Source organism: Roseibium sp. AWQ4_290 (assembly GCF_056160985.1).
Map to the genome: position 1 here is coordinate 137,367 of NZ_JBSWYG010000003.1, position 19,780 is coordinate 157,146.

Below are 19,780 nucleotides of genomic sequence, written 5' to 3' on the forward strand. Positions count from 1 at the left end.
GAGGGCCGGTCTCCTTTGCCCGCTGACATCGTTGGATCGCATGTGTGGAGGGAAAACACCACATCGCGCAATCCGCCTCCTCAGCAGACAAAGCAGATCCGGTTAAATCGTGCTGACTTATCGCCCGAGGCTCTAGTTGATGCCTGTGAGCTGGATTTCGAAGGTCAATGCCTTTCCCGCCAGCGGATGGTTGGCGTCCAGTACCACCTCGTCGCCGGAAATCTCGACAACAGTGACCGACATGGTCTGACCGTTCTCGGTCTGGGCCTGGAGTTGCAGGCCGATTTCCAGCGGCACATTGGCCGGGATGGTCGTGCGTGGCACGGACTGGCGGGCGTCCGGGTTGTGCGGGCCATAGGCTTCGTCGGCTTCCATGCGCACGGTCTTTTCATCGCCGATCTTCATGCCGGGAATGGCCTTGTCGAGGCCGGAAATGATCTGGCCCGAGCCGACAGTGAATTCCAGCGGCTCGCGTCCTTCCGAACTGTCGAAGACGGAACCGTCATCCAGGGTGCCCTTATAGTGCAGGCGAACCGTGTCGCCATTTTTGGCTTCGGTCATGATGGGGTCGCAATTCTGTCTGGGGTGGGTTTTGAGGCCGCTTCCTTTTGGCGGGTACTCGTCGTATTTTTCCCAGCCTAAAGAGCATGGAGCAAATGTAAAGGGTTGTGTCCCTTAGGTTAGAAAAAGAAAACCCGGCATTTCAAGCCGGGTTTTTCAACTCTATTGTCAATTCAGCCTAGTGTGTTGAATCTGAAATACGACTCATCTTGGCAGTAACCGCCGGAGTGTATTTCAAATTCGAAAACCACACTAGAAACATAAACTTGCTAGTCACCTTCTTGAATCTGAAGTTCGTTCGGAGCGCACCGGGAAATCTGGCGAACTTCAGTTTCAGGTGATTAGCGTTTGGGCAGCGGAATCCATTCGGCAACGGACACATTTGCATGCTGGAACTGGGGCATCTTCTTGCCCAGGTCTTCCATGTTGCGCACGTCCTGTTCGTTCAGGAACTCCTGGGTGATCAGGGTCGGCGGGACGATCACCTGTTTGCCCGGATCTTCTCCTGCCAGCATCAGGGCCAGGGTGCGCACACTCACCTCGCCGACCACGGCCGGGTTGGTGGCCACAGTGGCCGCCCAAGCGGAGTCCGGTTCGCGCATGGCGGAGATATCCGCCGTTGAGACATCGGCGGAATAGATCTTGATGTCCTGATTGAGACCGGCTTCGTCAACGGCAATCTTCACGCCCTTGGCAAATTCGTCATAGGGCGCGAACACCACGTTGATATCCGGATGGGCCTGCAGTACGGACCGCGCCTGGTTGGCCACCGAATTGGCAATCGGGTTGTCGAGCGTGCCGAACATGGCCGCTTCCTTGATGCCCGGATTGTCCTTCTTCACTTCCTTCCAGGCAACGTCCCGCCGGTCGAGCGGGGCAATGCCGGGCACATAGACATAGCCTGCGGTGAAATTTGTGCCATTGTCCCTGATGGCCTGTTCCAGCGCCAGCTTGCCAAGCATGTAGTCGGACTGTTCGACCTGCGGGATGGCATCGTTTTCCACGTTCACATCAAATGCAACCACCTTGATCCCGGCCTCAACGGCGCGCTGGGCAGCCGGTTTCATGGATTCAGTCAAGCCGTGCTGGATGATGATGCCGTCCACGCCAAGGGCAATGGCCTGATCCACCATGTCGGCCTGGAGCGCAGCGTCCTGGCGGCTGTCCAGCACCCGCAGATCCACGCCGAGGGCCTGGGCCTGCTGTTCAACGCCCGAAAGATAGGACTGAAAGAAGTCCCCGGTCGACAGGTAGCGCACCAAGGCGATTTTCACCTCGCCCGGTTTGTCGAAAGGGGCGGGCATGTCGGCGGCAAGAGCGGCGCCGCTGAGGCTGCCCCCAAGGCCAAGCGAGGCCGCAACGGCCAGTTTCACGAACTCACGTCTTAGCATTTTTTTCCTCCCGTTAATGGCGCCGGACCGGCGTCACGCTGTTCGCCTGCCGCCGCGCCGCGACGACAGGTAGAATGTGAAGACAAGGGCGGCGACGAGCACGGCGCCCTTGACGAAGTCCTGCATGTAATAAGGGGCGTTCATCATGGTCAGGCCCTGCAGCAGGATGCCGACAAACAGGGCGCCCGCCGCTGTTCCGAACGCGTTCGGCCGCGCAGCGCCCAGAACCGCAAAGCCGATCAGGGCAGCGGCCACGCTGTCGAGCAGCAGGTTGTTGCCGGAAGCAATGTCCCCGCGCCCGAGCCGGGCCGCCAGCAGAATACCGCCAACGGAAGCCAGCATGCCTGAGATCATATAGGCGGTGATCTTGTAACGGTGCACATTGGTGCCCACCAGTCCGGCGGCCCGTTCATTGGAGCCGATGGCATACATGAGGCGGCCATGGCGTGTGTAGCCCAGAAACAGCCAGATCAGGAGGGCGATCAGCAGGAAGACGACCACCGGTACCGGCAGCAGCCGGTCCAAAAAGAGGTCGAACCGGTGACGTCCGAGCCACAGAAACGCGGCTGAAAAGGTGCCTTCGGCAACCGAGCCGTCCGCAAGGCTCATGCCGGTGGCAATCGAGTTGCCCTGGGTCGGAATGCGCTGAAGTCCGATCAGAAGAAACATCATGCCAAGGGTGGCCAAGAGATCCGGCACACGCATCTTCACAATCAGAAGCCCGTTCGCCAGGCCGACAAGGGCGCCCATGACCAGGCACAGGGCGACCGCCACAAAGGCGGATTGCTCCAGGATCACCATCGTATAGGCGGACAGCATCAGGGCCGAGGTGGCGACCGAACCGATGGACAGGTCAAAGCCGCCCACCACCAGCGTGCAGGTGACACCGAGGGCGAGAATGCCGGTAATGGCAACGGATTGCAGGACAAACACTGCAGAGCGCGGGCTGGCGAAGCCGCTCGCATAAAGCGAGAAAAACAGGGCAAGGCCCCCAAGCAGGATCAAAAAGCCGTATCTGATGGCATAGTCGAGTGCGGTCTTGTTCATGCGGTCCATTTCATCCTGCAAGTGCCATCTGCGGGCTGGGGCCGGAGACATCGGCAACCAGGCTGTTCAGATCGACATTCCTGTTCACATATTCGCCAACAACCGCCGCCTCGTTGAGGACAATGATCCGGTCGGCGATTTCGAGGGCTTCATCAATTTCCGCGACAAAAACGAGGGTGGTCCGGCCCGGTGCGGTCTGGCGGATATGGTGGCCGATATCCCGTCGCGCGCCGATATCGACCCCTTGAAAAGGCTCGTCGAGCAGAAGCACGCGGGAGGGCTGCAGCAGCCAGCGGCCGATCATGACCTTTTGCTGGTTGCCGCCGGACAGCGTGCCGATCCCGTCCGAATTGTGCTGGCAGACAATGCCGATCCTGCCGATCATCCTGTCCGCAGCCTTGCGCTGGGCGGCGTCGCTCAGGAACGCGGCCCGGCTGAAGGCTTTCAGGAACGGCAGTGTCATGTTGTCGGAAATGTCAAAATCCGGCACGACTGCATTTTCGCTTCGGTCTTTGGGGGATAGGAACACCCCTTGCGAGACCGCATCTCCGGCACCTTCCGGCCGATAGGCCTTGCCATCCAGGCGCAGGCCTCCGGCGGCAGGCGCAGCCAGCCCGAAAATGATCTCCGCAAGCCGCGTCTTGCCGCTGCCCAGGAGGCCGGTAAAGGCAATGACTTCACCTTCAAAAGCGGTGAAGTCGATCCCGGCGCTGTGGTCGAATAGCTTCACACCCTCCAGCTGCAGCACAGGGTCCCCGCCGGAGACGGGCTCGATATCGACTTCGGTCATCTGGTGGCCAAGCATGGCATTCACCGCGCCCACATAGTCCAGCGGCTCGGTGTCAAAGACCCCGGAAATGGCGCCGTCGCGCATGGATATGATCCGGTCGGCGATGCGGCGGATATCGGACATGCGGTGAGAAATATACAAAATGGCCACCCCGTCGGCGCGCAGCCGGTCAATCAGCGCGAACAAGCGCTCCGCCTCCGAAGAGGACAGGGACGAGGTTGGCTCATCCAGAATGAGCAGCTTTGGCGCGCGGGCCATGGCCCGTGCAATGGCAATCATCTGCCGGTCGGCCACATCCAGGTCCGCAACCCGCATGCGCACATCCATGGTCAGGCCCATGCTGCCGGCAATCTCGCGGGCCTGACGGCGCAGGGCCCTGTCATTGACGAACAGTCCGGCGCCCGGCTCGGTCAGCCGGTCAAGCGTCAGGTTGGTGGCCACATCGAGGTCGGGGATCACTCCGTCGTCAATGGACTGGTGCACGGTGACGACGCCCTTGGCAATCGCATCGGCAGCGTCGGCCGGGGCAAAGGGGGCACCGCCCAGCTCAATGGTCCCGGCATCCGCGTGGTGATAGCCGCACAAGACCTTCACCAGCGTGGACTTGCCAGCCCCGTTGGCACCCATAAGTGCGGTGACTTCTCCGGCCCGCAGGTCCAGATCAATGCCTTTCAGAACGTGATTTCGTCCAAAAGACTTTTCCAGACGGCGGAGCCTGCAGGTGACGTTTTGCACCTTTCCTCCCATATTTTTTGAACGAGCTCCCATCTCGTTGTCCGGAGTTACAGCATGCAAGATAGGCATTTGTCAACTCGGTTGACTTTTGAGTAATCTTGCCCATTATCGGGCCGCAACAGGGAGGAAAAAGACAGTCATGGAAACGCCGGAACAGTATCAGCCCCTGACCCCTGAAAGCCTGGGCGACCGCCTGGCGCCGGTCGCGGCCGTTGCTCAGCGTGTGGGAGAAGATCCAGCCTCCTGGACCGTGCGCGAGGTCGGGGACGGCAATCTCAATCTGGTATTCATTGTGGAAGGCCCGGTGGGAACCGTGATTGTCAAACAGGCGCTGCCCTATGTCCGTCTGGTCGGAGACAGCTGGCCGCTGCCCCTTTATCGTGCCTTTTTCGAGTATCACGCGCTTGTCCGCCAGGCGCAGCGGGACCCGGGCGCGGTACCGGAAGTCTATCATTTTGACGAAGAGCAGGCGCTGATCGTCATGGAATTTCTTGCGCCCCACAAGATCCTGCGCCGCAAGCTGATCGAAGGAGAGACCGTTGAGGGGCTGGGCACGTTTCTCGGCACTTTCTGCGCCAGAACCGCCTTCCGCGGCTCCGAACTCTCCCTGAAGAGCGCGGACAAGAAGAAGGATGTCGGGCTCTTTTCGGGAAATGTCGAAATCCCGGCGATCACAGAGGCGCTGGTCTTCACCGACCCTTATTTTGAAGCGGAGATGAACCATCACACGCCGGAGCTGGATCCGGTGGTCAAGCAACTCCGCCTGAACGGCGAATTGAAGGCTAAGGTGCAGCGGCTGTTGATGAAATTTGCCTCCAACACCGAAACCATGGTCCATGGAGATCTGCACAGCGGCTCGATCATGTCGACCGGCACCGAAAGCCGGGTGATCGATCCTGAATTTGTGCAATACGGGCCGATGGGCTTTGATCTCGGCATGTTGCTGGCCAATTTCCTGATGGCCTATTTCAGCCAGCCGGCCCATCGGCCGGCTTCGGACCTGGACAGCTATCAGGAATGGATCCTGTTCGTGATTGCGGACACTCTGCAGGCCTTTGAGGCAGAGTTTTTGAACCTCTGGGCGACGGAACGGACCGGCATGCTCTATCCGCATGCCCTGTTCGAAGCGCAGGGGCTGTCGTCACAGCCCGCTTGCGCCGCCCTGTTATCCGGCATCCTGGCAGAGGCGATGGGGTTCTGCGGGATTGAAATGCACCGGCGCACTTTGTCGCTTGCCCACAACGCGGATTTTGAAGAGATCGAGGACAAGGGTCTGAAAGCCCGTCTGGAAGCGCGCAATCTGAAGATGGGGGCCGAGCTTGTCTTGACGCCCAGGGCGGTAACGTCCAGGGATGCCTTGCTCACGCTGGCCCGCCGTTTCAACAAAAGGGATATCATATGAAGGTCAACGGAACCCATTACCGTTCGCTCTGGTGGGATGCGGACAAGGGGGCTCTTCAGATCATCGACCAGCGCTGGCTGCCCCATGACTTTCGGGTCCAGCAGGTCGGGACGCTGGACGATTTCGCCGATGCGATTGTCGAAATGCGGGTGCGCGGCGCGCCCCTGATCGGGGCCACAGCCGCCTATGGCATGGCGCTTGCCGCAAAGCTGGACCCCTCCGATGCGGGCCTGAACGCAGCCTGGGCCTTTCTGGAAAAGACCCGGCCCACCGCCATCAATCTGCGCTGGGCGCTGAACCGGTGCCGGGACTATCTTTTACCCCTGCCGGAGGCCGAGCGCGGGCAGGCGGCGCTCAACCTCGCCCATGAAATTTCCGATGAGGATGTGGAGATCAACCGCAGCATCGGCCAGCACGGGCTCGAGATCATCCGCAAGATTGCTGCTGGCAAACCGGCGGGACAACCGGTGAACATTCTCACCCATTGCAATGCTGGCTGGATCGCCACGGTAGACTGGGGCACGGCCACCAGTCCCATGTATCAGGCCCATGATGCGGGAGTGCCGATCCATGTGTGGGTTGACGAGACGCGGCCGCGCAATCAGGGCGCCCTGACCGCCTGGGAACTGGGCAGCCATGGCATTGCTCACACCTATATCACCGACAATGCGGGCGGGCATCTGATGCAGCATGGCCAGGTGGATCTGGTCATCACCGGCACGGACCGAACCACCCGGCGCGGTGATGTCTGCAACAAGATCGGCACCTATCTGAAGGCGCTTGCCGCAAAGGCCAATAATGTGCCGTTCTATGTGGCGCTCCCATCGCCCACGATCGACTGGACCGTGGATGACGGCGTTGCAGAAATCCCGATCGAAGAGCGCAGCACCCGGGAAGTAACCCATATTCAGGGACTGACGGAAGAAGGCGGGATCGGCCACGTCCAGGTGACGCCCCGGGGCACATCCGGTGGCAATCCGGCCTTTGACGTCACGCCGAACCATCTGGTGACCGGTCTGATCACCGAGCGGGGCGTGTGCGAAGCCTCTCCGGCAGGATTGGCCGGGCTGTTCCCGGACCTGTCCAAGACCGCCGAGAGCGCATGAGCCCGGTCCCGGCGGGATCTGGAGCGCGCGGGACCGGAGCCCGCGTGCGCAACCAGGAAGAGGCAATCATCGAGGTGACCTGGTGCTATTATCAGGACGGCCTGAACCAGAACGAGATTGCCGCCCGCCTGGGTATTTCCCGGGCCACCGTGGTCAATCACCTTCAGGAAGCGCGCAAGCGGGACTATGTACGCATTTCCCTGGACAGCTCCATCTTCCGCGATCAGGAGCTTGCCCGCAGGCTTGCAGACCGTTTTGGCCTGCAGGATGCGGCGGTCATTCCGTCCGCGCCGGGTAGCGCCGATCAGTCGCTGGACCGGGTCGCGCGCATGGTGGCCGATTGGCTGCCCAGCCTGCTGGCGCCGGGAGACCGGTTGGGGGTTGCCTGGGGCGAGACCGTCTACCGGGTTGCGGAGGCGGCCCCGCGTGTGGCGCTTGAGGACCTGACGGTGGTGCAACTGGTCGGCTCCCGGCCCGCTGCTCTCGGTTTTGCCGCCGAAACCTGTTCGGCAACGCTCGCCCGCCGCTATGGCGCCCATTGCATCAATCTTCATGTGCCTCTGGTTCTCTCCGACAGGGACCTGGCCGAACGGCTGAAACAGGAACCGGTGATCCGGGACCAGCTCCAGGCCGTGGCCGGTTGCAACAAGACCCTGTTTGCCTGCGGCACCTGCAGCGCGGACAGCCACGTGGTGCATACGGGGCTTCTGGAGCCCGGGGACATCGGCACCTATGCGCGAAAAGGCGCAACGGGAGTGATCTGCGGCCGCCTGATCGATCAGGACGGTAACGGCCTGGAACGGGAGATCGAAGACCGGATGATCGCGGTGACCCTGGATCAGATGCGCGGCAAGGACATGGGGTTTCTGGTGGGCTCAGGCCCAAACCGGGCCATGCCTATGCTGGCGGCCCTGCGCGGGGGCTATGCGACCCATGTGGCCACCTGTTCCGACACCGCCTCTCACATTCTCAAACTGGCTGACGGCAATGCTTAAGACCCCTTATGCGGATACGCGCGATCTGCGCCAGTCCATCATCGACACCTGCCTGGAAATGAACCGGCGCGGCATCAATCAGGGGACCTCGGGCAATGTCTCGGCCCGGGCCGGAGACAGGATGGTGATCACGCCGTCCGGCGTGCCCTATGACGCCATGACCCCGGATATGCTGGTCTCTCTGCCGCTTGCGGGGGACGGCCCGGCGGAAGGGCCGCTGCCGCCCTCAACAGAATGGCAGTTCCACTTGGCACTGCTGCGGGCAAAACCAGACATGCATGCGGTGGTTCATGCCCATCCGGTCCATTGCACCGCGCTGTCCATCAACCGCATGGAAATCCCCGCCTGCCACTATATGGTCGCGCTTTTTGGCGGCAATTCGGTGCCGCTTGCCGGCTATGCCCTGTTCGGCAGCGATACTCTGGCCGAATGTGTGACGTCGGCCATGCAGGACCGTCACGGCTGCCTGATGGCCAATCACGGCGCCGTTGTGGTCGGCGAGACGCTGGAAAAGGGGCTGTGGCGGCTGGAGGAGATGGAAGTGCTGGCAAAGGCCTATTGCATCAGCCGCACGGTCGGCCAGCCGCATATCCTGTCCGATGCGGAGATCGGCGAGGTGCTTGGGGCCGTGGCCAATTACGGCATAAAATCGGCCTGACCTTCGGCGCCCTCTTGGGTTTCAGTGCCTGCCGGACAGAGCAGGAGCAAAATGCCGCCGGGCGGCCAGGGATCCAAAGCCGGAGACGGCGATCAAGGTGAGGCCCATCAGGGCCAGCCCGTCCGGCCAGTCGCCGAAAACAAAGATGCCGAGCAGCGTGGCGGCGAGCAGCTGGCTGTAAACCAGCGGTGCGACCAGACTGGCATCGGCCATTTTGTTGGCCAGGACCAGCAAATAGTTTCCGGCTGCCGAGCCAAGGGCGCTCACCACCACCAGCGCCCAGAACACACCATCTTGTTCAGGGAGATCAAGGCTGAGGCCAATGGGTGCCAGCAGAAGCGCGCCCAGAAAAAGCTGGGACATGAGCAACAGGCTTGGCCGCATGGTTCCGGCCAGAATTTTGGTCATGAACAGAAAGCAGCCGTAGCAAAGGCCCGCCAGAACCGCGTAGAAAATGCCCGCTGACGAGTCAAATCCAGGCTTGACCACCAATAGGACCCCGGCAAAGCCGAGCGCGAGCAGGCCGGATTGGACCCGGGTGGGCCGTTCGCCCAGAAAGACCGCCGCCAGCAGATAGGAAATGATCGGACCGACGAAAAAAGCTCCGAAGACATTGGCAATCGGCTCCGTCTTCAGGGCGGTCAGGATCGAACAGATCCCGCATATGATAAAGAGCGCCCGCAGGACCACCCGCCAGTCCTGATAGGCGGCCAGTTCATGCCATTTGATCCGGGCCAGGGGCCACAGCACCAGGGCGCCGATCAGAAATCTTGAAAACGCGACAAAAAGAGGCGGCACACCGCTGGAGGTGAGCAGTTTCCCGCAGGTGTCGCCAATGACAATCAGCGTCACGGCAAGAAAAACGGTGCCGGCAATCCGGCAGAGCAACAGGGCAGGCATTGGCGGAAAATTCGTCCGGTCAGGCAGGAAGACCCTGACCGGTAGATCCGAGCGGGCGCGGGCGTGCAAGTCCGGTTTGCGCGCTTTCGGTTCTGAAGGAAGGCGATCTAAGGGCTGGGGGTGTGTGCTACGACCGCGCCTCATAGGCTGAGGGGAGTGGCTGCCGGAATGACGCTATGTATCAGCGGGTTTTGCGGTTCTTCTGAGTATGGGAGATGCCCATAGGATTTCCTGAAGGCTGTTTGGGAGAAGGGTTTTTAACGGCCGGGCGGAATGCAATCGATGCGAAGCGAACCGCGAGAAAAATTAGAAAAGGAAAAAACAACTAGAAAGAGTATAAATTACATATACGTCAAGTGCAGATATATCACCTTCTAGTGCTCCTTTCAGGGAGGCTGTGAAGTGACAAAGGAAGAGCTTGATAGGAAGCGCGGAGACAGGCTGAAGCAGGCAATGCAAGTCCGCGGATACCTTAAGTCAATGGCATTGGCGGTTGAGTTGGACATTTCTCCAGCTGCTATCTCAAAAATTCTCGATATTTCAATGGATTGGTTGCTTCTTGGGCGCAATGGACCGGACTGGCTCGAGCCTGGCCACCTGAATGCTCAAGAGCTTGAACTCCTGCAGAGCGTCAGACAGAGACCGGCGCGTGTCACGCGCCTGTTGCTGAACATCCTGGCGGAGATCCCGCAGAAGTAGCGGGCCGAACATTCAGCAAATCAACCATAGGTAAAAACTGGAAAAGAATCAACCAGAACTAAACTGCTTTTATTGGAAATTATATGAAGAATTAGTCAAAATAAAAATGCAATCAGATTAATTGATTTGATGAAAAAATCAATAATATTCTGATTGATGGGAGATAATAGAGTTGGAGGATATGTAAAATGTCTACGTTACTTACGATAAATGTAAAGAACTTGGAAAGTGCTACTCAGGGCTTCTATTTTTTTCAACAACCTTCAGTTTATACGGGTGGAGGGCAGGTCTACAGCAATAGTCTCTTTTCGCAGAGCCTGGGCAACTACGGCGAAACCGGGTCGATTCTGACCTTCCAGGTGAACATGCAGTATTACGCGGGTATCCAGGAAGCGCACAGCACACCCCAGGTTGGCCAGTCTTCGGGCTTTTCTTCGGCAAGCCGTGCAATCGATCTCGCACCGGCGGCTGGAACGGCCAACGACTGGACGACTGCGAGTGTGAACCCGTTGGGTCTGACACAGCCAACCTCGGGCACGGGTGTTCAGCCGGGGGCATTCCGTATCACGACACCGACATATTCGCCGCCGGCGATCTACAACGTTGGCTCGGCAGTCCAGGTCAACGGAGGAATTACTCTGTCGAACTTCGTTGTGGCGAATCCAAGCAACAACACGGACTGCCAGCCTATCCTGAAATACTACGTTCAGACCGGCGACTACACGCCTGGAACTGTCATGAACTTCACGGCTTCAAGTGTGAATGCAGCATTGTGTGATTTCACGGGCGGGCACTCGATCATCGACGTCACGCTGAATGCCAACGGCACTTGGTCGACCGTTGTAGTCGCCTAGCCAAGATGGTGCGCCATGAGCGGGCGATGGCTCAAAGAGGCCTGCTCATGGCCGGGCTGCAATAGGTGCTCGCCAATCTCATGCCATCGATTGAAGAGGGGACGGATAGCACAGCACCTCTAACGGCATGACGGGTAAGGGGGAGGTGGTGTCACATGGCCTCGCAATACAAGATCATCATTGAAAACCAGTGGTCCCAGGACACAGACTTTTACGCCTTTCAACAACAAGCGGGATTCCAGAATTCCGGAGGTGGCCTCACGATCTTGTCCAGCTGTGTCGCCTGCGGTCCCTTAGCCCCGCATGCGAGCTCTGGGGCGCAGCTGGTCTTTGAATTTGACCAGCAGACCTATGCCGGCGCGAAAAGCACGATGTTCTCCGTCAATGAGGCAGCTTTCAATGTTCTGATCTCGTTGGCAGACAGCGTTGAGACGGCAATGCAAACCTCGGCAGCTCAGCCGATAGATCTGACCCCCGCCACGGGTCAGAGCAACAACAGCACAACGATGACGGTGAGCCCACTCGGTCTGTCGTCACCCGCCTTTCAGAGCGGATTGGACGCAGGAAGTTTCGGTATCGAAGTTCCTCCCTATACGTCCATGCCGACGCCCGAACTGTATTGCGGTTGCGCTGCGATCAACCAGGACGGCAGCATTATGTTGTCCAGTTTTATCGCTCCAAGACCCAACAGCGTGGTGATGTGCGCTCCTGAGCCGGTCTTCTTCGTAAAGGTGGGAGATTTCGGTGTCGGTCAAAGCATCACATATGACACGTCGAATGCGGCCAGATGCGACTTCACGCAAGGCTTCACCGTCATCAGTGTCACCTACACCCAGAACGGGAGCTTCACGACAGCAGGCAGCTGATCTGGGGAGGGGTGAAGAGCCGAAAGGCACAAACTTCAACACTGCAAAGGAAGGGAAGACGATGAAACATGCACTTTCTAAGGGTTGCATCCGCAAGATGCGCAGAGGCGCTCAGGTCGGTCTTGCTGGCACACTGTTTTCAGGCGCGTTGCTGATGACAGCATATTCGGCCTCGGCACAGTTGGCCTTTTCACCAGATTGCCGGAACTTTCAACAGATTCAGGTGGCTCCGCCCAGCAATGCAATCCTGTTTTCCAAGCACCCGGTTCCGCATCCTAACGGCACTGCAACGGTGTTTGCGATCAATGGGCTGCAGAATTATGTGATCCCGAACGGGAACAATTCCTGCATTGTCGCCGCGCCTGCAGCAAATGACAGTTATTGTTTCCAGGCCAGAAACGACAACACGATCGATCAGGTCGGAGCTCAGGCGATCAACAATCCTGGTGGCTTGCCCGCCTGCCAGTGACAAGGTTGCTGCAACAAGAGGAGGACGCAGGGTGCCATATGTGCTGAAGACCTTTGAGAAAGGAACAGTTCTTTCTCAGACCGATGCAGCGCCTCAAGCGACCGGAGGGTTTGAGGAATACGCTCAAGCAGGTTGGGCTCCGGTGGTGCCCAATCTCAATCTGGTCAAGGGCGGCGTGTATCGCCTGGATGATCCGATGCCTGGAGGCGTGAAGCGGAAGATCAAGGTTGTCTCCGTTGGTGTTGGTTTGAATGCCTTCACCTACCAGCGCCAAGGCGTTGCTTGACGCAAGAAATAAAGCATTCCGAAAATGCAAAAAAAGCCCGGCATCGCTGCCGGGCTTTTCAAGGTTAGGCGGGTGCCTTGACCGCTTAGTCTTCGGACTGCTGCTTCAGAGCCGCACCCAGAATGTCACCGAGGGAGGCGCCGCTGTCGGAAGAGCCGTACTGTGCGACAGCTTCCTTCTCTTCGGCGATTTCCAGGGCCTTGATCGACACGGTAACCCGGCGGGTCTTCTTGTCGAACTGGGTGATGCGTGCGTCGAACTTGTCGCCAACGGAGTACTTTTCCGGGCGCTGTTCTTCGCGGTCGCGGCTGAGGTCCACACGGCGGATGAAGGCGGTCAGGTCGCTGTCGGCGATCTTCACGTCCAGGCCGCTGTCCTTGACCTCGGTCACTTCACAGGTCACGACGGAGTTCTTGCGCAGCTCGCCGGCTGCACCGCTTTCCATCGGGTCACCGGTGAGCTGTTTGATGCCGAGGGAGATACGCTCCTTGTCAACATCCACATCCAGAACGACGGCCTGAACCATGTCGCCCTTCTTGTACTCTTCGATGACCTGCTCGCCCGGACGGTTCCAGTCGAGATCGGACAGGTGCACCATGCCGTCGACATCGCCGTCGAGGCCGATGAACAGCCCGAATTCGGTCTTGTTCTTGACTTCGCCTTCGACATTGGTGCCGATCGGGAACTGCTCGGCAAATGCATCCCACGGGTTCTGCAGGGTCTGCTTGAGGCCCAGGGAAATGCGGCGCTTGACCGGGTCGACTTCCAGGATCATCACTTCGACTTCCTGAGAAGTGGACACGATCTTGCCCGGATGGACGTTTTTCTTGGTCCAGGACATTTCCGAAACGTGGATCAGGCCTTCGATGCCCGGCTCCAGCTCGACGAATGCACCATAGTCGGTGATGTTGGTCACGCGGCCGTTGAACTTGGCTTCGATCGGGTATTTGGCTTCGATTCCATCCCACGGATCGGTTTCAAGCTGCTTCATGCCGAGGCTGATGCGGTGCGTTTCCTGGTTGACGCGGATGATCTGCACCTTGACGGTCTGGCCGATGGTGAGGACTTCCGACGGATGGTTGATGCGGCGCCACGCAATGTCGGTGACGTGCAGCAGGCCATCGATGCCGCCCAGGTCGACGAACGCACCGTAGTCGGTGATGTTCTTGACCACGCCTTCCACGGTATGACCTTCTTCCAGGCTCTGGACCAGTTCGGAGCGCTGTTCGGCGCGGGTCTCTTCCAGAACAACACGGCGGGACACGACGATGTTGCCGCGGCGCTTGTCCATTTTCAGGATCTGGAACGGCTGCGGCGTGTGCATCAGCGGGGTCACGTCGCGCACCGGGCGGATGTCCACCTGGGAGCGCGGCAGGAAGGCCACGGCACCGTCCAGATCGACGGTGAACCCACCCTTGACCTGGTTGAAGATCTGGCCGTTGACTTTTTCGTTGGCTTCGAAAGCAACTTCCAGGCGGACCCAGCTTTCTTCGCGGCGGGCTTTTTCGCGCGACAGAACGGCTTCGCCAAGCGCGTTTTCAACACGCTCCAGATACACTTCCACTTCGGTGCCAACGCCCATTTCGCCGTCGCGGCCCTTGGCGCCGAATTCCTTCAGCGGCACGCGGCCTTCGACCTTCAGGCCGACGTCGATGACGGCGAGGTCTTTTTCGATGGCAACGACGGTGCCTTTGACGACGGCACCTTCATAAAGGTCGTTCTGGACGAAGGACTCTTCGAGAAGAGCTGCAAAATCCTCGGTAGAGGGATTAAAATCGGTCATTTAGTCTCCTGAGCGCCTGTTGGCGCACCGCCGGCGGGTTGGTGTTGCACTCCGGATTGTCCGTCTCCCGGGATCGCGGTATCCGCTGATCCTGCCGCGTGTCAAAGCGGGCCGGCGGAGGCGGAAGACAGAAAATCCAGTCTCGTCACAGGACGCTGTTTTGGCCGCGCCCTGCCGAAATTTCTTTATCGTTCAAAGAACTGTGCCGTTTACAAGAACCGGCCGTTCATCAGAACCTGCGGCTTTGAGGAGCCGGGCCTGTTCCAGATCAGCGCTGTCAGGATGCACGAAAAGGGGCGCACCTTTTGGTGAACCCCGGCGGTCCGTCACACTTTGGCAGCGCGGGAAATGATATCCACAGCCGCCTGGAACGCGGTCTCTATATCCATTTCCGTCGTATCAAGCAAGACCGCATCGTCGGCTTGTTTCATGGGAGCCACGGTTCTTTGGCTGTCCCGCTCGTCCCGGCGCTTCAGATCGTCCAGAACCGAGGCGTAGGTTGCCTCGGCGCCCTTGGACAGCATCTCGTCCGTGCGCCGGCGTGCCCGCGCCTCTGCCGAGGCGGTGACGAACAGCTTCACGGTGGCATCCGGACAGACCACCGTGCCGATGTCGCGCCCGTCCAGAATGGCTCCAGGCGGGGTGGCCGCAAACCGGCGCTGCAGGGCCACAAGCTCTTCCCGCAAGCCGCCAAGCACGGCAATGCGCGAGGCGGCTTCGCCGATTTCATGGGCGGACAGCACGCCTTTGTCCATATGGGCCAGATCGAGATTTTGCGCAATCTCGATGGCGACCGCCTCATCGCCAAGCGGCAGGCCCTTGGCCAGAAGTGCGGCCGCCACTGCCCGGAAGGTGAGCCCGGTGTCCAGATGGTTCAGGCCGAAATGCCCTGCCAGCCTGCGGGCAAGGGTGCCTTTTCCTGAAGCGGCGGGCCCGTCTATCGCGATGATCATGCAGCCGCACTCGCCTTTGTGCGCAAAGAGGCGCCAAGGCCCTCAAACAGTGGCGTGAAAGTGGGGAAGCTGGTGGCGATCACCGCACCGTCATCTACGGTCACCGGCTTGTGGGCGGCCATGCCCAGCACCAGGAAGGCCATGGCAATGCGGTGATCGAGATGGGTTGTCACCGTGCCGCCGCCAATGGCGTTCGCGCCGCCCGTCACCGTCAGCGTGTCTTCGGTTTCAACGCACGGAATGCCGTTGGCCTCCAGCCCGCGGGCCACGGCGGCAAGTCGGTCGGATTCCTTCACCCGCAATTCCTCAAGGCCGGGCATGAACGTGTCGCCCTCGGCAAAGGCGGCTGCCACTGCCAGAACCGGGTATTCATCGATCATGGAGGGTGCCCGCCCGGCCGGAACGGTGATGCCTTTCAGGCGGCTTGCTTTCACCTTCAGGTCACCGACCTCCTCTCCGCCGGTTTCCCGCCGGTTGACGACTTCAATGTCCCCGCCCATCTCGATCAGTGTGGTGATCAGGCCGGTGCGGTGCTCGTTGAGCAACACATTCTCGATCGTCAGATCCGAGCCTGGCACGATCAGCGCGGCCACAAGCGGGAACCCCGCCGAGGACGGGTCGCCGGGAACATCAATGTCCTGCGGGGTCAGCTCGGGCTGGCCCTGAAGCTTGATCTCCCGTTCACCATCCGCATTGAGGCTCACCGAAATGTCGGCCCCAAAGCCCTTCAGCATCTTTTCCGTGTGATCGCGGGTCGGCACCGGCTCGATCACGGTGGTCTCGCCCGGCGCGTTCAGTCCGGCCAAAAGCACGGCGGATTTCACCTGGGCCGAGGGCATCGGCACCCGGTAGGTGATCGGCAGGGCAGTTTCTGCACCCCGGATGGAGGCAGGCAGCCGGTCGCCATCCCGGGCAATCACCTGGGTGCCCATGTCCCGCAGCGGGTTCAGAACCCGGCCCATCGGCCGTTTGGACAGCGAGGCGTCACCGACAAAGGTGGCAGCGATGTTGTGGCTGCCGAAAATGCCCATGGTCAGGCGCACGCCCGTGCCTGCATTGCCAAAATCAATCACATGCTCGGGCTCCAGCAGGCTGCCCAGGCCGATGCCGTCCACCGTATAGGTGCCGTCCGCATGTTTCTCGATGGTTGCGCCAACGGCGCGCATGGCCTCGGCGGTCGCCAGAACGTCTTCGCTTTCCAAAAGGCCCTGAACGGTCGTGCGGCCAACGGCCAGGGTGCCGAACATCAAGGACCGGTGGGAAATGGATTTGTCCCCCGGCACGCGGATTGTGCCGGTCAGCGGGCCCCCGGCGCTGGCGGTGAGAGGGGAGGGCGCAGAATCGTGTGACATTTTCAATGTCCGCAACTACGGGCCTTTCAGGTCAGGCCCATCAGGGTTTCAAAAGGTGCCACGTCCTATCACGCCGATACGCGCCCGTCATCTCCCCAGTTCGCGCGTCAACGTCTCCGAGGTTCTTAGCGCCTCCGGGCCCCTCAGCGCCCCTCAGCGCCGCCCCGGCCACCGTGCCGGTGCCTTTGGGCCGCCCCGGCCACCGTGCCGGTGCCTTTGGGCCGCTCAGGTCGAAGCGATGCCTGACAGGAGGGCTTGTTGACTGAGCATGTATGAGGGCGCGTGCGGTCAGGTCCAAGGCGCTCTCCTCTCTCTCGTCTCTTTCCTACGCGCAGGAAACCCGGGAAACGCCGCCGCGCTGCGCATGAACAGGCACTTCGGTAGACCTGGTCCCGATTCTGCGCTCAACTTTGTCCAGAGGGCAATAAAGGGGCGGCCCGGCAGGACCATCCTGCCCCGGCGGCCGATTCGGGGCTTTCCCCTGAGGACAAGAGGGGATTAGGGGCCGTGAGGCTGTTCCCGTGCTTGATCTTTTATCCGCAACGTGCAGAAGAATGGATCAATCGCATGATTTGAATTGAATAGTCTTTGACAGCGGCGGAGCTTGACGCTATGGGGCGCCCCACCTATCAAGTCAGCCAGAAAACAATCAAAGGGTGAGCACAGTGGCAAAACCTGAACTTGGCACAAAGCGGCTGTGCCCCAGCTGCGGCGCAAAATATTACGATCTGAACCGGGATCCGATCACCTGCCCGAAATGCGGCACGGTCTTTGAAACCGTCATGACCTCCCGTGCGGCCAAGGCGGCCAAGGTGGAGGAAACCAAGGATGACGAGGAAGAAGAGGAGGACCTGGCAGCGCCGGAAATCGTGACCCTGGAAGAAGCGGACGCGGAAGCTGAGGGCGGCGATGATGTGCCGGATCTGGAAGGCGACGATGTCGAGATCGACAGCGACGAAAGCGAAGATGACGTCTTCCTCGACGATGAGGACGAAGACGAGGAATCCGTTCCGGGCATCCGCGTGGAAATCGAAGACGACAGCGACCAGTAAGCGCCTGTCCGGAAAGAGGTTTTTCTCTTTTCGGTGTTTTCCACACCAAGCAGACACAATCTTTGAAAAATCTGCTTGATCTTGGGAGGCGGTGTGACTATGTTCCGCCTCCATCAGCCGCCGGACACACGGTCCGGCCGCTCCCAAGAAGATGGGGCCATAGCTCAGCTGGGAGAGCGCTTCGCTGGCAGCGAAGAGGTCAGGGGTTCGATTCCCCTTGGCTCCACCATTCCGCACTTTGGGGTTAAAAAATCTCCTAACAGTTTGAAAGGAAAGGAGATTTTAGCGGTTCGATAGCCGTGTTTGCGGCTATACTGCAAAGGCTCTGCGAAGGCCAGTTTCAGCACTGTGCGCTTGATGGCCAGATTGCCTTTTTCGTATATTTTCCAAGGGTTTGACAGAAATTCCAGAGCGGGTTCGATAAACTCCTCATACCTGCCCTGTGGCGGTAGGGTCTGATCAGCCTGTTCGCTCAAACGGATCTTCTGGCGTTCCAGCTTTTCAATGCGCTCCTCATAGGCCCGAATGACCTTATCGTTTGACGCATCGACGATTCGGTCCAGAAGGGCTTCAACTTGCTTTTCGGTATCGCTGATCTGCTTTTCGAGCGTGGTTTTAGCTTTGCGGGCCTCTGCAAGCCGCAAATCCCAAAGCTCTTTGAACATCGCCTTGGCCAGGGCCATGAGCTGGCGTGCAGGTTTGAGGGAACGCAGGAGCTGTTCCGCCCCATCCTCGATATCCGCGCGGCGAATGGATTTGCGCTTGGAGGCGCAGCTTGGCGTATCGCAAAGATAATAAGGGTAGCGCTGCGTGCGGCCCGTGGACCAGCACGAGGTCATGGCTTCCCCGCAATCATCGCAGAGCACGAAGCCGCGTAGTGGGAAGTCTTCATTGATATCTTTGCGCGCCGGAGCCACGGCTTTTCCGTTCAGCCGGGCCTGAATGCGCTCATACGTCTCAAAGCTAATCAGCGCTTCATGATGGCCCTTGCGCAGGGATACCTCCCAATTCGGTGCTTCTACGTAACCCGCATAGGTCACGCGCTGGAGCATTTCGGTGATTTTGGTATAGCGTAGCTTGCCCGTGGCCTTGCTTTTCGGGAATTGCGGCTTGGTTTCCAAAAAGCGCTTGATTTCCGATTGCGAGCCAAACCGCCCGGAGGCAAAGCCTTCCAAAGCTTCCTGCACGATAGAAGCGACGGGTTCGTCCCGCACCAGCAGCTTGCCGTGCGCCCTGTCTTTTTCATAGCGGTAGCCGACAGGGGGATAAAAGACGTAATAGCCTTTTTCGACCCTGGCCTTCATCTTCTGGATCACCTGGCGCTGGTTCTGTTCGCGCTCAAGTTGGCCGGAAGCCGCAAACATGGTTTCAACAAAGCGGCCTTCGGGTGAATCTTCAAATTTGAAATTCAGGCATTCCACACTTGCCCGGCGGGCCGCGAGCTGATCGCGCAAATTCCAATGAAAGCGCGTATCGCGGGCAAAGCGCTTGAGGTCATCAAAGATGACCACGTAATTGCGGTCTACTTGCGCATCCAGATAGGCCAGCAAAGCCCGCATGGCGGGGCGCTGCATGAAATCAATGCCGCCCGTGATGTCATCGAGAAAGACCATCTCGACGTCAAAGCCGCGCTCACCCGCATATTGGCGGCAACGATGCTCCTGGCTTTCCAGACCATGCCCTTCCGTCTTTTGTTTCTTATCAGAAACCCGGCAGTAAATGAGCGCCGTTGGCGGGTGAACGTTGTTCTTGTCTATACGCATTATGAATCCTGCCTCTCTGCGGCAGTGTTCCTCGCCGCTTTATCAAGTTCTTTCGCAATTGAAGTATTTGAATGGGTTTTATTATCGGGCTTTATTGCTTCTCTATCAATGAATTTCT

Annotated in this window: 19 protein-coding genes, 1 tRNA gene and 1 pseudogene; 12 read left to right on the plus strand and 9 right to left on the minus strand. The window is 59.4% G+C overall.

The window, feature by feature from the left end; translation table 11 throughout:
• Window positions 1-132: 132 nt before the first annotated feature.
• The 4 genes from ACXAH0_RS04340 to ACXAH0_RS04355 all read right to left on the minus strand — a co-directional run bounded on the left by ACXAH0_RS04340 (window position 133) and on the right by ACXAH0_RS04355 (window position 4,524).
• Window positions 133-561: an FKBP-type peptidyl-prolyl cis-trans isomerase gene (locus ACXAH0_RS04340; RefSeq protein ID WP_475174065.1), complete on the minus strand. Its 429-nt coding sequence runs from the start codon at window positions 559-561 to the stop codon at window positions 133-135.
• 341 nt (window positions 562-902) lie between these two features.
• A complete protein-coding gene (locus tag ACXAH0_RS04345) occupies window positions 903-1,952 on the minus strand; it encodes a substrate-binding domain-containing protein (RefSeq protein ID WP_475189347.1) in 1,050 nt (349 codons plus the stop codon).
• Window positions 1,953-1,985: 33 nt separating this feature from the next.
• The gene (locus tag ACXAH0_RS04350) at window positions 1,986-2,999 is read right to left on the minus strand and encodes an ABC transporter permease (protein WP_475189349.1); all 1,014 of its coding nucleotides are present in this window, start codon (window positions 2,997-2,999) and stop codon (window positions 1,986-1,988) included.
• A gap of 10 nt (window positions 3,000-3,009) precedes the next feature.
• Window positions 3,010-4,524 carry a sugar ABC transporter ATP-binding protein gene (locus ACXAH0_RS04355; protein ID WP_475189350.1) on the minus strand — a complete coding sequence of 505 codons (1,515 nt, stop codon included), beginning with the start codon at window positions 4,522-4,524 and terminating at the stop codon, window positions 3,010-3,012.
• 139 nt (window positions 4,525-4,663) lie between these two features.
• Here ACXAH0_RS04355 and mtnK point away from each other — a divergent pair, with 139 nt between their 5' ends.
• Genes mtnK through ACXAH0_RS04375 form a run of 4 tightly spaced genes read left to right on the plus strand, consistent with a single transcriptional unit; the run spans window position 4,664 to window position 8,685 of the window.
• Window positions 4,664-5,926 carry an S-methyl-5-thioribose kinase gene (gene mtnK, locus ACXAH0_RS04360; protein ID WP_475174057.1) on the plus strand — a complete coding sequence of 421 codons (1,263 nt, stop codon included), beginning with the start codon at window positions 4,664-4,666 and terminating at the stop codon, window positions 5,924-5,926.
• On the plus strand, window positions 5,923-7,032 hold the full coding sequence (gene mtnA / locus ACXAH0_RS04365) for an S-methyl-5-thioribose-1-phosphate isomerase (RefSeq protein WP_475189352.1): 1,110 nt from the start codon (window positions 5,923-5,925) through the stop codon (window positions 7,030-7,032). Before mtnK ends, mtnA begins: the two co-directional genes overlap by 4 nt.
• 44 nt (window positions 7,033-7,076) lie before the next feature.
• Window positions 7,077-8,027, plus strand: a complete 951-nt coding sequence (locus tag ACXAH0_RS04370) for a sugar-binding transcriptional regulator (protein WP_475189355.1) — start codon at window positions 7,077-7,079, stop codon at window positions 8,025-8,027.
• On the plus strand, window positions 8,020-8,685 hold the full coding sequence (locus tag ACXAH0_RS04375; RefSeq protein ID WP_475174050.1) for a class II aldolase/adducin family protein: 666 nt from the start codon (window positions 8,020-8,022) through the stop codon (window positions 8,683-8,685). Before ACXAH0_RS04370 ends, ACXAH0_RS04375 begins: the two co-directional genes overlap by 8 nt.
• A gap of 21 nt (window positions 8,686-8,706) precedes the next feature.
• On the opposite strand, the gene ACXAH0_RS04380 is transcribed toward ACXAH0_RS04375, so the two are convergent.
• Window positions 8,707-9,585, minus strand: a complete 879-nt coding sequence (locus ACXAH0_RS04380) for a DMT family transporter (RefSeq protein WP_475174047.1) — start codon at window positions 9,583-9,585, stop codon at window positions 8,707-8,709.
• A 402-nt stretch (window positions 9,586-9,987) separates the two neighbouring features.
• Between ACXAH0_RS04380 and ACXAH0_RS04385 the strand changes: the two genes are divergently transcribed.
• The 5 genes from ACXAH0_RS04385 to ACXAH0_RS04405 all read left to right on the plus strand — a co-directional run bounded on the left by ACXAH0_RS04385 (window position 9,988) and on the right by ACXAH0_RS04405 (window position 12,759).
• The gene (locus ACXAH0_RS04385) at window positions 9,988-10,284 is read left to right on the plus strand and encodes a hypothetical protein (protein WP_475189357.1); all 297 of its coding nucleotides are present in this window, start codon (window positions 9,988-9,990) and stop codon (window positions 10,282-10,284) included.
• A 188-nt stretch (window positions 10,285-10,472) separates the two neighbouring features.
• Window positions 10,473-11,138 (plus strand): hypothetical protein, encoded by a 666-nt coding sequence (locus ACXAH0_RS04390; RefSeq protein WP_475189359.1) that lies wholly within the window; start codon window positions 10,473-10,475, stop codon window positions 11,136-11,138.
• Window positions 11,139-11,293: 155 nt separating this feature from the next.
• Complete coding sequence (locus ACXAH0_RS04395) at window positions 11,294-12,004, plus strand: hypothetical protein (RefSeq protein ID WP_475189360.1); 711 nt, start codon at window positions 11,294-11,296, stop codon at window positions 12,002-12,004.
• A 154-nt stretch (window positions 12,005-12,158) separates the two neighbouring features.
• Complete coding sequence (locus tag ACXAH0_RS04400; RefSeq protein WP_475189363.1) at window positions 12,159-12,473, plus strand: hypothetical protein; 315 nt, start codon at window positions 12,159-12,161, stop codon at window positions 12,471-12,473.
• Window positions 12,474-12,504: 31 nt separating this feature from the next.
• Window positions 12,505-12,759, plus strand: coding sequence for a hypothetical protein (locus ACXAH0_RS04405; RefSeq protein WP_475174034.1), 255 nt, complete (start codon window positions 12,505-12,507; stop codon window positions 12,757-12,759).
• Window positions 12,760-12,844: 85 nt separating this feature from the next.
• Here the strand turns inward: ACXAH0_RS04405 and rpsA are convergent, their stop codons facing one another.
• The 3 genes from rpsA to aroA all read right to left on the minus strand — a co-directional run bounded on the left by rpsA (window position 12,845) and on the right by aroA (window position 16,847).
• Entirely contained in the window at window positions 12,845-14,542 is a 1,698-nt protein-coding gene (gene rpsA, locus ACXAH0_RS04410; RefSeq protein WP_475174031.1) for a 30S ribosomal protein S1, read from the minus strand.
• A gap of 326 nt (window positions 14,543-14,868) precedes the next feature.
• Window positions 14,869-15,495 carry a (d)CMP kinase gene (cmk, locus tag ACXAH0_RS04415; protein WP_475174029.1) on the minus strand — a complete coding sequence of 209 codons (627 nt, stop codon included), beginning with the start codon at window positions 15,493-15,495 and terminating at the stop codon, window positions 14,869-14,871.
• Complete coding sequence (gene aroA, locus ACXAH0_RS04420) at window positions 15,492-16,847, minus strand: 3-phosphoshikimate 1-carboxyvinyltransferase (RefSeq protein ID WP_475174028.1); 1,356 nt, start codon at window positions 16,845-16,847, stop codon at window positions 15,492-15,494. Before aroA ends, cmk begins: the two co-directional genes overlap by 4 nt.
• A 665-nt stretch (window positions 16,848-17,512) precedes the next feature.
• On the opposite strand from aroA, the gene ACXAH0_RS04425 reads away from it, so the two are divergent.
• The 3 genes from ACXAH0_RS04425 to ACXAH0_RS04435 all read left to right on the plus strand — a co-directional run bounded on the left by ACXAH0_RS04425 (window position 17,513) and on the right by ACXAH0_RS04435 (window position 18,777).
• Complete coding sequence (locus ACXAH0_RS04425; RefSeq protein ID WP_475174026.1) at window positions 17,513-17,899, plus strand: TIGR02300 family protein; 387 nt, start codon at window positions 17,513-17,515, stop codon at window positions 17,897-17,899.
• A 153-nt stretch (window positions 17,900-18,052) separates the two neighbouring features.
• Window positions 18,053-18,128 (plus strand) — tRNA-Ala (locus tag ACXAH0_RS04430).
• A gap of 346 nt (window positions 18,129-18,474) precedes the next feature.
• The gene (locus ACXAH0_RS04435; RefSeq protein ID WP_475189365.1) at window positions 18,475-18,777 is read left to right on the plus strand and encodes a hypothetical protein; all 303 of its coding nucleotides are present in this window, start codon (window positions 18,475-18,477) and stop codon (window positions 18,775-18,777) included.
• Here ACXAH0_RS04435 and ACXAH0_RS04440 read toward each other — a convergent pair.
• Window positions 18,688-19,662 (minus strand): annotated as a pseudogene (locus tag ACXAH0_RS04440) (recombinase family protein); the annotation flags it as partial. The gene ACXAH0_RS04435 and the pseudogene ACXAH0_RS04440 sit on opposite strands and share 90 nt — an antisense overlap.
• Between the last annotated feature and the right edge of the window lie 118 nt (window positions 19,663-19,780).

Excerpts from the sequence above, each read along its gene's own strand:
- mtnK (WP_475174057.1), top strand. The coding sequence starts at position 4,664 with ATGGAAACGCCGGAACAGTATCAGCCCCTGACCCCTGAAAGCCTGGGC.
- ACXAH0_RS04400 (WP_475189363.1), top strand. The coding sequence starts at position 12,159 with ATGACAGCATATTCGGCCTCGGCACAGTTGGCCTTTTCACCAGATTGC.
- ACXAH0_RS04350 (WP_475189349.1), bottom strand. The coding sequence starts at position 2,999 with ATGAACAAGACCGCACTCGACTATGCCATCAGATACGGCTTTTTGATC.
- ACXAH0_RS04375 (WP_475174050.1), top strand. The coding sequence starts at position 8,020 with ATGCTTAAGACCCCTTATGCGGATACGCGCGATCTGCGCCAGTCCATC.
- mtnA (WP_475189352.1), top strand. The coding sequence starts at position 5,923 with ATGAAGGTCAACGGAACCCATTACCGTTCGCTCTGGTGGGATGCGGAC.
- ACXAH0_RS04395 (WP_475189360.1), top strand. The coding sequence starts at position 11,294 with ATGGCCTCGCAATACAAGATCATCATTGAAAACCAGTGGTCCCAGGAC.
- ACXAH0_RS04340 (WP_475174065.1), bottom strand. The coding sequence starts at position 561 with ATGACCGAAGCCAAAAATGGCGACACGGTTCGCCTGCACTATAAGGGC.
- ACXAH0_RS04380 (WP_475174047.1), bottom strand. The coding sequence starts at position 9,585 with ATGCCTGCCCTGTTGCTCTGCCGGATTGCCGGCACCGTTTTTCTTGCC.
- ACXAH0_RS04390 (WP_475189359.1), top strand. The coding sequence starts at position 10,473 with ATGTCTACGTTACTTACGATAAATGTAAAGAACTTGGAAAGTGCTACT.
- aroA (WP_475174028.1), bottom strand. The coding sequence starts at position 16,847 with ATGTCACACGATTCTGCGCCCTCCCCTCTCACCGCCAGCGCCGGGGGC.
- ACXAH0_RS04345 (WP_475189347.1), bottom strand. The coding sequence starts at position 1,952 with ATGCTAAGACGTGAGTTCGTGAAACTGGCCGTTGCGGCCTCGCTTGGC.
- cmk (WP_475174029.1), bottom strand. The coding sequence starts at position 15,495 with ATGATCATCGCGATAGACGGGCCCGCCGCTTCAGGAAAAGGCACCCTT.
- rpsA (WP_475174031.1), bottom strand. The coding sequence starts at position 14,542 with ATGACCGATTTTAATCCCTCTACCGAGGATTTTGCAGCTCTTCTCGAA.